The following is a 14192-nucleotide window of genomic DNA, read 5'->3' as shown; positions in this document are numbered from 1 at the left end:
AATGATTGTACCGATCGGTCTGTACGGATAAGTGTGACGAAAGTCAGAGCCGCTCGACGATCATGGCGTTGGCCATGCCGCCCCACTCGCACATCGTCTGCAGCCCGAACCGGGCGCCGCGGTGTTCGAGCGCGCCGACGAGCGTGGTCAGGATCCGGGCACCGCTCGCGCCCAGCGGGTGGCCGAGCGCGATCGCTCCCCCGTGGACGTTGAGGCGCTCCGGCTCCACTTCGGTCTCGCGCTGCCAGGCCAGCGGCACCGGCGCGAACGCCTCGTTTACCTCGAACAGGTCGATGTCGCCGACGGTCAGCCCGGCCCGCGCGAGCACCGCGTGGGTGGCGGGCACCACGCCCATGAGCATGAGGATCGGGTCGTCTCCGACCACGGCCGTCGCGTGGATCCGGGCACGCGGGGTGAGCCCCAAAGCGTCAGCCTTGGCCGCACTCATCAACAGCACGCCGGCCGCGCCGTCGGAGAGCGGAGACGAGTTGCCCGGCGTGATCTTCCAGTCGATCTCGGGAAAGCGGCTCGCGGCGGCTTCGTCCACGAAGGACGGTCGCAGGCCGGCAAGGCCGTCCACCGTGGTCGACGGGCGGACGGTCTCGTCGGCCGTGAGCCCCGGCGCTTCGGCGACCGTGACCAGGTCCGGCGCGAACAAGGCCTGCGATTCGGCAGCACGACGGTGGGATTGCGCGGAAAACGCGTCCAGATCGTCGCGACCGAGCCCCCACCGCGCGCAGATCAGCTCGGCGGAGATCCCCTGCCCGACGAGCCCGCCGGGAAACCGCTCGGCCACGCGCGAGCCGAGGTGGTCGGCGTCCTGGGTGTCGGAGTGCATCGGCACGCGCGACATCGACTCCACGCCGCACGCGATCACGACGTCGGCCGCGCCGGCCTGGATCGCGTGCGCTGCGAAGTGCACGGCCTGCTGGCTCGAGCCACACTGCCGGTCGACCGTGGTCGCGGGCACCGACAGCGGCAACCCGGCGGCGAGCACGGCACTGCGGGCCGGGTTCACGGCCTGCTCTCCCGCTTTGGTCACGCAGCCGGCGATCACGTCGTCGACGAGCGCGGGGTCCAGGTCGTTGCGCGCGACGAGGCCGGCGAGAACGTCGGCCAGCAGGTGCACAGGGTGGACGTGCGAGAGCGCGCCGCCCCGCTTCCCCTTGCCGACAGGGGTGCGCAGCACATCGACGACCACCGCGTCGCGTGGTGAAGTCATGGGTCCTCCCGGTGTCCGGCGCTGGAATCACCGAGGACAATACCTGTATGGACCGGTCGGTACAAGAAATTGGGCACAAGACCGACCGTGACGGAAATTCGATCAGGAAAACGCGAGCCGAACTTGAGCGGAGCGCGCCCGGGTCAGGCGCGGATGCCCTCGATCAACGCGTCGAGGAACATGTCGGCGACCTCGTCCGGCGTCAGCTCACCGTCGGGCTCGTACCAGAGGTAGGTGTAGTTGAGCATGCCGAGGATGCCCTTCACCAGCAGGCGCGGGGTCTGGCGCAGCACCTTGGCGCGCACGCCGTTGTCCAGCGCCTGGCGCCAGTAGCCCTCATAGCGCTCGCGCGCGGTGATCACGTGGTCGCGCCACTCGCCGGTCAGCGCCGTGTACTCGCGGAAGAACACCGCCCACTCCGAGCGGTGCTCGGCGATGTTGCGCAGCAGCCCGCGGGCCATGCGCCGCAGCAGCTCCTCGGCGGCGAGGTCCTCGTCGAGCAGCTGCTCGGCGTAGGCGTTCATGGAGTCGACCTGCTCTTTGCTGATCGAGTAGAGCACGGCCTCTTTGCTGCCGATGTAGTGGTACAGCGCGCCCCGCCCGAGACCCGCGGCGGTGCCGAGCTCGGCGATCCCGGTGCCGTGGTAACCGTTCCGCGCGAACAGCTCGGCCGCGATGCCGATCACGCGTGCCCGGTTCGCCTCGAATCCCGTCACCGTCATCTCGCCGACGCCCGCCTTCACCCCTCGTGGACCGAACGTTCCAAGGATATCCGCCGGAGGCCCCGTCCCGACGCGAGGGCGAGGTCCCGGCAGGTCGACCAGCCGCGCGGGCGCAGTCTCACTTCTTCTGCCGACGGCTCCCGCCGTGCCAGTCCTCCTGCTTGCCGGCTTCGCCCGCGCTGACGCCGAAGGCCGGCAGCTGCGGCTGCTCGCGCAGGCTGCGCTTGAGCTCGGCGAAACCCGGGAAACGCGACAACGCCACGACGTGGTCCCACAGCTCGACCGCCTCGTCGTCAGAGGGCAGCCGGCTGATCACCGGGCCGAACAGCGCGGTGCCGCGCGGCGGCTCGAAGTGCAGGATCGGCGTGCCGACGTCCTTGCCCGTCAGCGTCAGGGCGACGTCGGTCTCCGCCTGGATCACGGCGTCCCAGGTGTCGTCCTCGAGCGCGTCGGCGTACTCGTGCGGAAGCCCGCAGACGTCGAGTGCCATGGTCGCGAGGTCGCGCACGCCTCGGTGCACCGCGGCGGCCGTGCCACCGGGGACGGCGTCCTGCTCGAACGTCTCCTGCCCCAGCTTCTCGTAGAAGGCGCCGATCGGCTCGGGTCCGTGGTCGCGGCGGATCCGCGCGGCCACGCGCAGCAGCTTCAGCCCCGACGTGTGCGACTCCTCGTACTCCGGCGGGAAGTGCGCTGCGTAGTCGATGTGCGAGTTGAGCAGGCGCAACGAGATGAACCGCCACTCGACGTCGTACTGCTTCAGCCGCGCGACGGTGCGCACCCACTTGCTCGTCATCCAGGCGAAGGGGCAGACGGGGTCGAAGTAGAAGTGCAGATCGGGGTCGCTCATGCGGTGAGCGTACCGGTGCTTGGACCGATCGATCCAGATCACACGGCTGCGTCGCGCGTCTCTCCGCTGCCACTGAACCAGCGACCCTTGTTTATACCGATCGGTACAAGCATAATCTCCAACCAGGAGAAGTGCTCGGACCGATCGGTCCAACGACCGTGTTCGGCGAAGGAGGTTGGGCGACGATGCTCGACGGGACAGCCACGGCGACACCCGGCGCGGACGGGCTGGTGCACCGGCCGGTCTGCGCGCGGGTCACGATCGCGGAGCTCTACGAACGGGCCTACCGCCAGTTCGGCTCACGCGTCGCCGTGCGCGACGGCGACACCGCGCTCACCTACCGCGAGCTCGGCGACCGCGTGCACCGCGTCGCCGGTGGGCTCACCGCGCTGGGCTTGCGCCGAGGTGACCGCGGTGTGCTGTTGTTGGCGAACGGACTCGAGTTCTTCGAATCCGAACACGCCCTGTTCGCAAGCGGACTCGTGCGCACCGCGCTCAGCACCAGGCTGCACGTGCGCGAAGTCGTCCACATCCTCAACGACTGCGCCGCGTCCGTCGTGTTCGCCGATGCCGCGTGGGCCGGGCAGCTCGCCGGGATCCGCGCCGAACTCCCCCACCTCCGGTACGTCGTCGCGGTCGCGGCCGGCCCGGGCGACACCACACTGGACGAACTGCGCGCGGCCGAACCCGCTCGACCGGTGAAGCCCGACGCCGGCGACCCCGCGGCGATCCTCTACACGAGCGGCACGACCGGCCTGCCGAAAGGCGCCACGCTCAGCCACGCCGCCTGGGCGGCCATGGTGCGCAACGAACTCCTCGAGCTGCCACCGGCGGCCGACGACGATCTCGTACTGCACGTCGCGCCGCTGAGCCACCTGAGCGGATACGTGGCGCCGGCGTACTTCGTGCGCGGCGCCACACACCTCACCTGCGCCAAGTTCGACCCCGCAGTGGTGCTGGAACTGATCGAATCCCACCACGTGACCATCCTCCCGATGGTGCCGACGATGCTGAACCTGCTCGTCCTCTCCGCCGAGCAGCGGCCCGGCGACTACTCCTCCCTGCACACCGTGGTGTACGCCGGTTCGCCGATCGCCCCGGACCGGCTCGCCCGCGCCCGTGCGGAGTTCGGCGACGTGTTCGTGCAGTTCTACGGGCTGAGCGAGCTGCCGATCCCGATCGCGTGCCTCTCGGCGCGAGACCACGCGTTCGACCCGGCCGGCGGGATCCCGGCGCGGCTGGGGTCGGCGGGCCGGGTCAGCCCGTTCGTGGAGGTCAAGCTCGTCGACGACACCGGCGCCGAAGTCGGCCACGGCGAGATCGGCGAGATCACCGTGCGCGGTGACCAGACGATGATGGGCTACTGGCACCTGCCCGACGCGACGGCCGCGATCCTCGGTCCGGACGGGTGGGCCGGCACAGGCGATCTCGGCCGGTTCGACGACGAGGGTTACCTGTACCTGGTGGACCGCAAGAAGGACATGGTGGTCACCGGCGGATTCAACGTCTACCCGACGGAGATCGAGAACGTGGTGTCGACCGTCGCCGGAGTCTCGGAGGTCGCCGTGGTCGGCGTGCCCGACGAGACGTGGGGCGAGGCGCTGAAGGCGATCGTGGTGGTGCGCGCCGGGTTCACGGTGACGGCGGACGATGTGATCGCCATGTGCGCGCAACACCTGGCCGGCTACAAGAAGCCCCGCTCGGTCGAGTTCGTCGACGAGCTGCCGAAGACCGGTTCGGGCAAGATCATGCGGCGCCGCCTGCGAGACCGGTACTGGGCGGACAGCGCCCGCAAGGTCGGCGGCTGACCACAGTGGACGGCATGGCCGGACCACACCGTCCCCCGGGACTGTCCACGGCGGAAGGCCGGTACCCGTCCGGGCACCGGCCTTCCGCGTATCGCGTCGGTCAGGCGTTCTGCCAGCCCTTGCGCAGCCCTTCCCGGTCGATGCGAGTGCCTTCGAGGTACACGTCGGCAATGCGGCGGGTCGCCGTGATGTCCTCCAGCGGATCCTCGTCCAGGACAACGAAGTCCGCCCGCTTGCCCACCGTGAGCGAACCGCGGTCGGCCAGCCCCAGCAGCTCGGCCGACACCTCCGTGGCCAGCCGCAGCGCCGCCAGCGGCGACAGGCCGGCCGCCACCAGAGCCTCCAGCTCGCGGTGCTCGGCGAAGCCGATGATCTGCGCGAGCAGGCCCGTGTCGGCGGAGAACACCAGCCGCACGCCCGCGTCGGCCAGGGCGACGAGCGTCTTCTCCATGCCGCGGTAGGCCGCGCCGGTGTCGAACAGCGGTTCCGGCGCCTTCTCGCGGATCGTCGCGCGCAAGGTCTCCACCGCGTCGCGCGGGAGGATGTCCGCGAACGCGGGCTCGTCCAGCCAGTCCTCACCCGGCGGGCGCTGGATGGCCATCGACGTGAACACCGCGACGTTGTTGTCCTTGAGCAGCGCGATGAGCTCGTCGTCGGTGCCCGTGCGCGGCAGGTGCGCGATGATGTCGGCGCCCGCGCGGATGACGGCCTTCGCCTCGTCGAGCGTGTAGATGTGCGCGGCGACGGTGATGCCGTGGGCGTGCGCCTCGTCGATCACGGCCTCGTAGATCTCCGGGCCGAGCTTCTCCTTGGTGCCGTGGCGGCTGTCGAGCCAGAACTTCACGGCATCGACCCGCTTCTCGGCCAGGCCGCGCACGAACGCGCGCACCTCGTCGGGGCCGGTCGCCTCGTGCACAGCGTCGGCGGCGAAGAACGGCCCGCCATTGGTGTCGCCCGGGGTCGGCGCGACGATTCCGGCGCCCGCCGTGAACAGCTGCGCGACGTCACGCTCGCCGAGGGTGCCGGCGCGCTGGTCGTCGCGGACGGCGAGCTCGGTGTCGTCGCGGTCGGTGCCGAGCGACTGGAACGTGCTGACGCCGTAGTACGCGAGCCGGTGCAGGTGATCGACGACGTTGGCGCGCGAGTAGAACCTCGCGTCCGACGTGGTGCCGCGCATGTACCCGATGTGGCCGTGCGGGTTCACGATCGCGGGGATCACCGTCTTGCCGCGCAAGGAAACCACGGTGCCTTCCGCCACGATGTCCGCCGCCGCGCCGACCTGCCGGATCACCCCGTCGCGAACGACCAGCGCCGCGTCGTCGAGCACCTGCTCGCCGGTGATCAGGCGCGCTCCCGTGTAGACGGTCTCGCCGCTCACGCCGGCGCCTCCTGTCCGCTCGCGTACCGCGCACTGCGCTTTTCGTACTCGTCGTAGCCCATGGCGGCTTCGAACGCGTGCTGCTCGGTGACGAGGTGCTTCACCGCTGCCACGTCGTTGCCTTCCCGCAGCGCGTCGAGCACCGCCGCGACGTTCTTCGACGCGGCCCCGATCACCGTGTACCACAACAGAACCACGTCGGCACCGGCCTCGCCGTACTGCGCGATCGTGCTCGACGGCTCGTCCGAACCCGGCACGTCGAGCAGATCCCCGGGCACCATCACGGGCACCGGGATCCGGTCCCGCACGCGCTTGAGGTCGGTCGCCGGGATGGCGGGCGCGAACACCATGTCCGCACCGGCCGCGGCGTAGGCCTCGAGCCGGCGCACGCAGCCTTCGAGGTCGTGCTCGACCCACGCCGCGTCGGAGCGGGCGATCACGAGAAAGTCGGGATCGGTGCGGGCGTCGACCGCCGCGCGCACCTTGTTCGCCATCTGCTCCACCGAAAGCAGCCCGGCGGGCATCGACGTGTGCTTGCCACCCAGGTTGTCCTCGATGTGCACGCCGGCAACGCCCGCGTCCTCGAAGACCTTCACGGCGCGCCAGACGTTCGGGGCGTCGTAGAAACCGTTCTCCGCGTCGGCGAGCACGGGGACGCCGACGGCGTCGACGACGCGGCGCGCCTGCTCGGCGATCTCGTTCAAGGTGAGGAGCCCGACGTCGGGCAGCCCGAACGCCGACGCGGCGGCGGCGAAACTGCCCAGGTAGGTCGCGGGGTAACCGGCCTTTTCGACCAGGCGGGCGCTGAAGGCGTCGTACGCTCCTGGCAGCACCAGCGGCCCGGGTCCGGCGAGGAGGGCTTTGAACGCCTTCCTGCGCTCGTGCGGTGTGTTCGGCATGGAACTTCCTTCTCGTCAGACGAGGAAATCGCGGTAGCGGCGCAACCGCTTGCGGGCGGTTTTCATGTTGTGGCGCTTGAGCTCTTCGGCCCGGACGGCGTCACCGCGCACGAGGGCTTCGATGATGTCGCGGTGCTCGGCGAGGCTCTCCTCCATCCGGCCCGGGGTCATGAGGATCCGGCGCCGCAGCAGGTGCGCCTGGTCCTGGATGCCGGCGAGGGTCTCGGCGAGGAAATCCTGCTCCGCCAAGCGGATCACGGTGTCGCGGTAGGAGTCGATGGCCGCGAGGAACGTCTCGAGGTCGCCGCTGGCGGCCGCGTCGTCGAGCCGGCTGGGCGCGAAAAGCTCCTGCAGCGCCTTCCAGTCCTGCTGTTCGGCCTGCTGTGCCGCGAGCCGCGCGGCTAGGCCTTCCATCACCTCGAGGACGTCGTAGATCTCCTCCAGGCGGCCGAAGTCGACCTTTGCCACGACCGTGCCGACGTTGGGGATCCGCTCCACCAGCTTGCGCGACTCGAGCGCCAGCAGGGCCGATCGGACGGCGTTGCGGGTGGTGCCGAGCTCGGCGGCCAGCTTCACTTCCGGCAGCCGGCTGCCCGGCGTGAAGTCCCCGCGCAACAGCCGCTCCCGCAGGTGCAGCTCGACCTCTTCGCTCTTCATGGCCGTCCCTTCGTGCTGCCACCCAGGATACTAGCGTGTCGCCTGGATTGTCAACAATGCAAGCGCCACTATTGTCGCGTGGCTCTGGTCACGCTCGCTAGGGTGGAGCCGTGACGATCTTGGTGCGCAAGTCCGGACCGGCGGACCGACCGGCGGTCCTCGCGCTGCTCGACGGCGCCCGCGGACTCGACCTGCCCCCTGAAGAACGCGCCGCGCAGGGCTTCGTGCAGGGCAGCTTCGACGAGGAAAAGCTCTCCTGCTTCGACACCACCACCGGCGTCTACCTCGCCGAGGACGACGGCGAACCGGCCGGCGTCGCCCTGACGTCACCGGCGGACTCGGCCGGCGACGGCCCGCCCGGGCGCACCGTCGAGGTCGCGCGCGCCGCGGGCCTGACCGAAGGCGTGTTCCTCTACGGCCCCGTCACGGTCGCGCCGGCCCACCGCGGCCAGGGCGTGGTGCGGCTGCTGCTCGCCGCCGTGGCCGAACACCTCGCCGACCACACCGCGGGCGTGCTGTTCGTCGAACGCGCCAACGAGAAGTCGCTGGCCGTCCACACGCACCTCGGCATGAAACACGTCGGCGACTTCACGCACGCGGGCCGGGAGTACGCGGTCTTCTCGTTCACTCCGGCGCAGTTCCGCGCCTGACACGCTCGCTCAGCCACTGCTCGAACTCCGCGGCGACGATGCGCTCGTCGTGCACCCCGGCCGCCTCGGCCGAGGCCAGCCACACGATGGGCGGCCCCATCACCTCCGGCTCCAGGAAGCGGTGGCCGGCGGGCGCGTCCGGCAGCATCCCCGTGACGGTCGCGCCGCCGGGCAGCAGCAGGTTCACCGTGACGCCGGTGCCGCGCAGGTCCGCCGCCATCACGCGCGACAGCGACTCGCTGCCCGCGCGCGACGGGCCGTACGGCACGAACCCGGCCCTGCTCATGGTCGTCTCGCTCACTGCGATGTTCACGATCCGCCCGCCACCCGCGGCCAGCATCCGCGGCGTGGCCTCCCGCGCCACGAGGAAGTAGCCCGTCAGATTCGTCTCGACCACCTGGCGGAAACCCTCGACCGGGACTTCCCAGAACCCCCGCGGCTCGGTCATGAACCGCGGGTTGACCGTGCGCATGCCGAGCCCGGCGTTGTTCACCAGCAGGTCGAGCCCACCGAGCCGCGACCACGTCTCCTCGACGGCGCGGGCCACCGACGTCTCGTCGCGCACGTCCAGCTCGACCCCGAACGCCCCCGGCAGCTCGGCGGCGACCTCGCGCGCCCGCTGCCCCGACCGTCCGCTCACCGCGACGCGCGCCCCGGCTCCGGCGAGCGCGGTCGCCATGGCGAGTCCGAGGCCACTGGTCGCGCCCGTCACTAGCACCTTCGTTTCCATCGCACCGACGCTAGGAGCTGGTGCGCGCTCCAGGTCAAGCGGGCAGCGGCCGAAGTGGTCGCCGAACACCGTCCTAAGAGGACAGGCCTCAGCAGGCGCAGCGGATCGTGAACTCCTTCTCCTGCCCCTCCAGCGTCATGACGTGCGCGTTGAGGTTCGCCCGCACGCTCCCCCGGATCTCGTTGTCGACGCGGTACAGGTCGGTCACCAGCGCTTCCCAGTCCCGGCCGCCGTCGGCCGCCCACTGGAACGGCAGCCGGCGCAGCGACCACTCGTCGGCCGGGTCCACGGCGGCGCCGGTCTCCACCGCGGCGCGGACGATGGCGCGTTGCTGCTCTGCCTCGCGGGGCCGGCCGCACGGACAGCCGAGCGGGAAGTCGAGGAACGTCGCACGAGGGGCTTTGACCGCCGAAGCCGCGCGGTGCAGCGTGGTGAGGCTGGTGGTCGGCAGGCCACGACGTTCGATCGCGCGCGCGAGGACCCCGCCGGCGACGTGGCACTGCGGGCAGAACGGCACGAGGTCCACACCCATCGCGGCGAACTCGTCGACGATCCTCGGCGCGGTCTCCGTGGCGAGCTCGTCGTACTGCGAGATCGAGCCGACCATGGACACCGCGTGGTCGGCGTAGCGGCCGATCACGCCCGCGCGCTCGAGGTCGAGCATCGTGTCGCGCGGATACGCGACGTTCGGGTCGGCCAGCGCGAACGCGCGGATCGGCGTCATGTGCGCGAACAGCACGTCCGACAGGTCCCGCTCGCGCGGCAGCAGGCGGTAGGACAGGTCGCTGCGCTGCTCCAGGCGCTTCTGGTCCGGGTAGTAGGCGCCGCACGTGACGAGCAGCCCGACGGTCGCGTCGGCCGGCGGTTTGCGCAGCGGGGTGAGCTCCGGCGCGCCGAACGTCGGCACGCTCAGCGGCGGGATGCCGAGCACGGAGCCCGCCACGTTCGCGTCGAAGTCGTAGGTCCGGGAGTCAGCCTGGGTGGTCATGGGTGATCCGTTCCTTCCTCGTGGTCGGTCAAGATCAAGGCTACGCCAGATATTCGAATATTAATTATATGTTCGAATAATGACCTGAACGGACGAGCGTGGCCACCCCGGCTCCGGGCTCGAACATTCGTAGGATGGGCAGGTGCCCGACAAGGAGACCCGCAACGAGCGCGTGTACCTGAGCCTGCGCGAGGAGATCCTCTCCGGCGCGCGCGAACCGGGCTCGCCGCTGCGCACGGCGGAGCTGTGCAAACGCTTCGAGTGCAGCGTCGGCGTCGCGCGCGAGAGCCTGCTGCGCCTCGCCGAGCGCGACCTGGTGCAGGAGCGGCCGATGCAGGGCTTCCGCGTCGCGGCCCTGTCGGAGGCAGACCTTCGGGACCTCACCGAGGCCCGGCTGGAGATCGAGACGCTCGCGTTGAAACATTCGGTGCGCGAGGGCGACGCGGCGTGGGAGGCGCACGTGGTCGGCGCGCACCACCTGCTGCTCGTCACCCCGCGCGCGGACGACCCGCAGCCCTCCGTCGCCGCCGGCAAGGCCCACGGCGCGTTCCACACCGCACTGCTCGAAGGCTGCCGCAACCAGCGCATCCTCGCGATGGCCTACCGGCTGCGCGACAAGGGCGAGCTCTACCGCCGCTGGTCCGTCGCGGAGCCGGCCGGCGAGCGCGACGTCGACGCCGAGCACCGCGGCCTGCTCGACGCCGTGCTCGCCCGCGACGCCGACCTCGCGGCCGACCGCCTCGCCGCCCACCTCAAGACGACCCACGACGTGCTCGTGAAGGGCCTCTGACGCGCGTCCACTGTGGCCGGTCCACGCACCGTCCACACCCGGGGACACACCGTTGCGAGGGTGAACCGAGCAGGAATCGAGAAGCGCTCACGCGGGCGTCGCGGTTAGCGTCGAAGACACGCACTCGAACCGCTCGAACCTACGAACCCCGGGAGCCACCATGTCCGCCACGCAGGGCATCAAGACCGTGTTGCACTCCGTCTCCGACCTGAGCAAGGCCAAGGAGGTCTACACCGCGCTGCTCGGGATCGCGCCACAGGCCGACAGCGAGTACTACGTCGGCTTCGACACCGCCGGCCAGCACATCGGCCTCGTGCCGAACGGCGGTCCGCAGGCCTCGCCCTCGCCCGTGGCCTACTGGCACGTCGACGACATCGAGGCGAAGCTGGCCGAGGTGACCGCGGCGGGCGCCGTGGTGCGGGAGCAGCCGAAGAACGTCGGCGGCGGGCGCCTCGTCGCCACCTTCACCGACCCGGACGGCAACGTGCTGGGCCTGGTCCAGGACCGCTGAGCCGCCGCCCGCTCCGGGTGAGCGGGCATCCGACCGGCCACGAGCACCCCGGTCGAGCTGGTTGAATCGACGCCAGCCGCTCCACCGACCCCGTCGACGCCGCACGCGCGGCCCCCGTCCCAGCAGAGGGAGACCCGATGACCAAGGCCACGGCGAAGGCCCAGCCCTCGTCCGCGCCGCAGGGCGCCGACAGCCACGACATGATCCGTGTGCACGGCGCGCGCGTGAACAACCTCAAGGACGTCAGCGTCGAGCTCCCGAAACGCCGCCTGACCGTGTTCACCGGCGTGTCCGGCTCGGGCAAGAGCTCGCTGGTTTTCGGCACGATCGCCGCGGAGTCGCAGCGGCTGATCAACGAGACCTACAGCGCCTTCGTGCAGGGCTTCATGCCCACGCTCGCCCGGCCCGACGTCGACGTGCTCGAAGGCCTCACCACGGCGATCATCGTGGACCAGGAGCGGATGGGCGCCGACCCGCGGTCCACTGTGGGCACGGCGACCGACGCCAACGCGATGCTGCGGATCCTCTTCAGCCGCCTCGGCAAGCCGTACATCGGTTCGCCGCAAGCGTTTTCCTTCAACGTCGCCTCGATCAGCGGCGGCGGCGCGGTGACTTTCGAACGCGCCGGGCGGACGGTGAAGGAGCGCCGCAGTTTCAGCATCACCGGCGGCATGTGCCCGCGGTGCGAGGGCCGCGGCAAGGTCAACGACATCGACCTCACCGCGCTCTACGACGAGAACAAGTCGCTCAACGAAGGCGCCATCACCATCCCGGGCTACAGCATGGAGGGCTGGTACGGCCGCATCTTCCGCGGCAGCGGCTTCTTCGACCCGGACAAGCCGATCAAGAAGTTCACGAAAAAACAGCTGAACGACCTGGTGTACAAGGAACCGACGAAGATCAAGGTCGAGGGCATCAACCTCACCTACTCGGGCCTCGTGCCCGCGATCCAGAAGTCGTTCCTGTCCAAGGACGTCGACGCGATGCAGCCGCACATCCGCGCGTTCGTGGAGCGAGCGGTCACCTTCACCACCTGCCCGGAGTGCGAAGGCACGCGCCTGTCGGCGGAAGCGCGCTCGTCGAAGATCGGCGAGCTCTCCATCGCCGACGCGTGCGCCCTGCAGATCAGCGACCTCGCCGAGTGGGTGAGCGGGCTGAAGGAACCGTCGGTCGCTCCCCTGCTGACGTCGCTGCGGCACACGCTCGACTCGTTCGTCGAGATCGGGCTGGGCTACCTCTCGCTCGACCGGCCGTCGGGCACGCTCTCGGGCGGCGAGGCGCAGCGCACCAAGATGATCCGCCACCTCGGGTCGTCGCTGACCGACGTGACCTACGTGTTCGACGAGCCGAGCATCGGCCTGCACCCGCACGACATCCAGCGCATGAACGGCCTGCTGCGGCAGCTGCGGGACAAGGGCAACACGGTGCTCGTCGTGGAGCACAAGCCGGAGACGATCGCGATCGGCGACCACGTCGTCGACCTCGGCCCCGACGCGGGCGGCGGCGGCGGCGAGGTCGTGTACGAGGGCAGCGTCGAGGGCCTGCGCAAGTCCGGCACCCGCACCGGGCGTCACCTCGACGACCGCGCGAAGGTCAAGCCATCGGTGCGCACGCCGTCGGGCGCGCTCGAGGTGCGCGGCGCGAGCACGCACAACCTGCAAGACGTGGACGTCGACATCCCGCTCGGCGTGCTCGTGGTCGTCACGGGCGTGGCGGGTTCGGGCAAGAGCTCACTCATCCACGGCTCGGTCTCCGGCGGCGACGACGTGGTGACCGTGGACCAGGCTGCGATCCGCGGCTCGCGGCGCAGCAACCCGGCCACCTACACCGGCCTGCTGGAGCCGATCCGCAAGGCTTTCGCGAAGGCCAACGGCGTGAAGCCGGCCCTGTTCAGCGCCAACTCCGAGGGCGCGTGCCCGAACTGCAACGGCGCGGGCGTCGTCTACACCGACCTCGCGATGATGGCCGGCGTCGCCACGCCGTGCGAGGTGTGCGAGGGCAAGCGGTTCCAGGCCGAGGTGCTGGAGTACCACCTGGGCGGGCGCGACATCAGCGAGGTGCTCACGATGTCGGTGGCCGAGGCCGAGGAGTTCTTCGGCGACGGCGAGGCGAAACTCCCTGCGGCGCACAAGATCCTGCAGCGCCTGGCCGACGTCGGGCTCGGCTACCTCACGCTCGGCCAGCCGCTCACCACACTCTCGGGCGGCGAGCGCCAGCGGATCAAGCTGGCCACGAACATGGGCGCCGACGGCGGCGTCTACGTGCTCGACGAGCCGACCGCCGGCCTGCATCTGGCCGACGTCGAACAGCTGCTGGGCCTGCTGGACCGGCTTGTCGAGGCCGGCAAGTCCGTGATCGTCATCGAGCACCACCAGGCCGTGATGGCCCACGCCGACTGGATCATCGACCTCGGCCCCGGCGCCGGCCACGACGGCGGGCGCGTCGTGTTCGAGGGCACGCCGGCCGACCTCGTCGCGAAGCGCGCGACACTGACCGGCGAGCACCTGGCGGACTACGTCGGCGCCTGATCCACGCGGCTCAGGAACCCCTCGACAGCGCGGGGGTTCCTGAGCCGGTGCACGGTGGCGTGCTTGGCGTGCTCGGCGAGGGCGGCATCGACGACAGGCAGCGCGCGGCGGCGGTAGGTGACGAGCCAGTGCCAGAAGGCCCGGTCCTCCTTTCCGCGGCGCAGCGCTCGCCAGGCGCAGCGCCAGAGCGGGAAGTCGAGCACCACGACGGTGTCGGCCTTTTCGAGGCGGGGTTTCAGCACGTCGTACGGACCGAGGTCACCGTCGAGGATCCAGCGCGACTCGCCGGCCAGCTGTTCCTGGACCTCGGCCCACCGCTCGGCCGGCATCGGCGCGAGGTCCGGCGGCCAGAACAGCGCGTCGAGCTCCACAACGGGCAGGTCGAGGGCGGCGCCGAGGCGCGTGGCGAACGTCGACTTGCCCGCGCCACCACGGCCGAGGAGGACGACCCGCCGCACGGCA

At 70.6% G+C, this 14192-nt stretch carries 14 protein-coding genes; 5 read left to right on the top strand and 9 right to left on the bottom strand.

The genetic code is table 11. The annotated features are described in order from the left end of the window. Positions 1-43: 43 nt before the first annotated feature. From K1T34_RS37360 to K1T34_RS37350, 3 genes are all read right to left on the bottom strand, one after another. The gene (locus K1T34_RS37360; protein ID WP_220239436.1) at positions 44-1222 is read right to left on the bottom strand and encodes a thiolase family protein; all 1179 of its coding nucleotides are present in this window, start codon (positions 1220-1222) and stop codon (positions 44-46) included. Between the two features lie 143 nt (positions 1223-1365). Beyond that, complete coding sequence (locus K1T34_RS37355; RefSeq protein WP_220239435.1) at positions 1366-1944, bottom strand: TetR/AcrR family transcriptional regulator; 579 nt, start codon at positions 1942-1944, stop codon at positions 1366-1368. Positions 1945-2062: 118 nt separating this feature from the next. Beyond that, entirely contained in the window at positions 2063-2791 is a 729-nt protein-coding gene (locus tag K1T34_RS37350; RefSeq protein ID WP_220239434.1) for a DsbA family protein, read from the bottom strand. A 185-nt stretch (positions 2792-2976) separates the two neighbouring features. Between K1T34_RS37350 and K1T34_RS37345 the strand changes: the two genes are divergently transcribed. Next, positions 2977-4599, top strand: a complete 1623-nt coding sequence (locus K1T34_RS37345) for a class I adenylate-forming enzyme family protein (protein ID WP_220239433.1) — start codon at positions 2977-2979, stop codon at positions 4597-4599. A 100-nt stretch (positions 4600-4699) separates the two neighbouring features. On the opposite strand, the gene K1T34_RS37340 is transcribed toward K1T34_RS37345, so the two are convergent. Genes K1T34_RS37340 through K1T34_RS37330 form a run of 3 tightly spaced genes read right to left on the bottom strand, consistent with a single transcriptional unit; the run spans position 4700 to position 7533 of the window. Continuing rightward, positions 4700-5977: an amidohydrolase family protein gene (locus K1T34_RS37340; RefSeq protein WP_220239432.1), complete on the bottom strand. Its 1278-nt coding sequence runs from the start codon at positions 5975-5977 to the stop codon at positions 4700-4702. Further along, the gene (locus K1T34_RS37335) at positions 5974-6876 is read right to left on the bottom strand and encodes an oxaloacetate decarboxylase (protein ID WP_220239431.1); all 903 of its coding nucleotides are present in this window, start codon (positions 6874-6876) and stop codon (positions 5974-5976) included. The genes K1T34_RS37340 and K1T34_RS37335 overlap by 4 nt, the downstream gene beginning before the upstream one ends. Positions 6877-6891: 15 nt before the next feature. Beyond that, a complete protein-coding gene (locus K1T34_RS37330) occupies positions 6892-7533 on the bottom strand; it encodes a GntR family transcriptional regulator (RefSeq protein WP_220239430.1) in 642 nt (213 codons plus the stop codon). Between the two features lie 110 nt (positions 7534-7643). On the opposite strand from K1T34_RS37330, the gene K1T34_RS37325 reads away from it, so the two are divergent. Then, positions 7644-8183: a GNAT family N-acetyltransferase gene (locus K1T34_RS37325; protein ID WP_220239429.1), complete on the top strand. Its 540-nt coding sequence runs from the start codon at positions 7644-7646 to the stop codon at positions 8181-8183. On the opposite strand, the gene K1T34_RS37320 is transcribed toward K1T34_RS37325, so the two are convergent. Both K1T34_RS37320 and K1T34_RS37315 read right to left on the bottom strand, forming a co-directional pair. Beyond that, positions 8158-8913, bottom strand: coding sequence for an SDR family NAD(P)-dependent oxidoreductase (locus K1T34_RS37320; RefSeq protein WP_220239428.1), 756 nt, complete (start codon positions 8911-8913; stop codon positions 8158-8160). The genes K1T34_RS37325 and K1T34_RS37320 overlap by 26 nt on opposite strands. Positions 8914-9001: 88 nt before the next feature. Beyond that, positions 9002-9901 (bottom strand): glycine/betaine/sarcosine/D-proline family reductase selenoprotein B, encoded by a 900-nt coding sequence (locus K1T34_RS37315; RefSeq protein ID WP_220239427.1) that lies wholly within the window; start codon positions 9899-9901, stop codon positions 9002-9004. Positions 9902-10043: 142 nt separating this feature from the next. Between K1T34_RS37315 and K1T34_RS37310 the strand changes: the two genes are divergently transcribed. The 3 genes from K1T34_RS37310 to K1T34_RS37300 all read left to right on the top strand — a co-directional run bounded on the left by K1T34_RS37310 (position 10044) and on the right by K1T34_RS37300 (position 13730). Then, the gene (locus K1T34_RS37310; protein ID WP_220239426.1) at positions 10044-10691 is read left to right on the top strand and encodes a GntR family transcriptional regulator; all 648 of its coding nucleotides are present in this window, start codon (positions 10044-10046) and stop codon (positions 10689-10691) included. A 160-nt stretch (positions 10692-10851) separates the two neighbouring features. Next, positions 10852-11202, top strand: coding sequence for a VOC family protein (locus tag K1T34_RS37305; RefSeq protein WP_220239425.1), 351 nt, complete (start codon positions 10852-10854; stop codon positions 11200-11202). A gap of 137 nt (positions 11203-11339) precedes the next feature. Next, positions 11340-13730 carry an excinuclease ABC subunit UvrA gene (locus K1T34_RS37300; protein ID WP_220239424.1) on the top strand — a complete coding sequence of 797 codons (2391 nt, stop codon included), beginning with the start codon at positions 11340-11342 and terminating at the stop codon, positions 13728-13730. On the opposite strand, the gene K1T34_RS37295 is transcribed toward K1T34_RS37300, so the two are convergent. Further along, positions 13715-14188, bottom strand: coding sequence for a DNA topology modulation protein FlaR (locus tag K1T34_RS37295; protein ID WP_220239423.1), 474 nt, complete (start codon positions 14186-14188; stop codon positions 13715-13717). The two genes, K1T34_RS37300 and K1T34_RS37295, sit on opposite strands and share 16 nt — an antisense overlap. Positions 14189-14192: the final 4 nt, after the last annotated feature.

Source organism: Amycolatopsis sp. DSM 110486, from assembly GCF_019468465.1.
Classification (GTDB): Bacteria; Actinomycetota; Actinomycetes; order Mycobacteriales; family Pseudonocardiaceae; genus Amycolatopsis.
The sequence above is the reverse complement of the archived record's forward strand: the minus strand, read 5'-3'. Positions and strand labels throughout refer to the sequence as shown.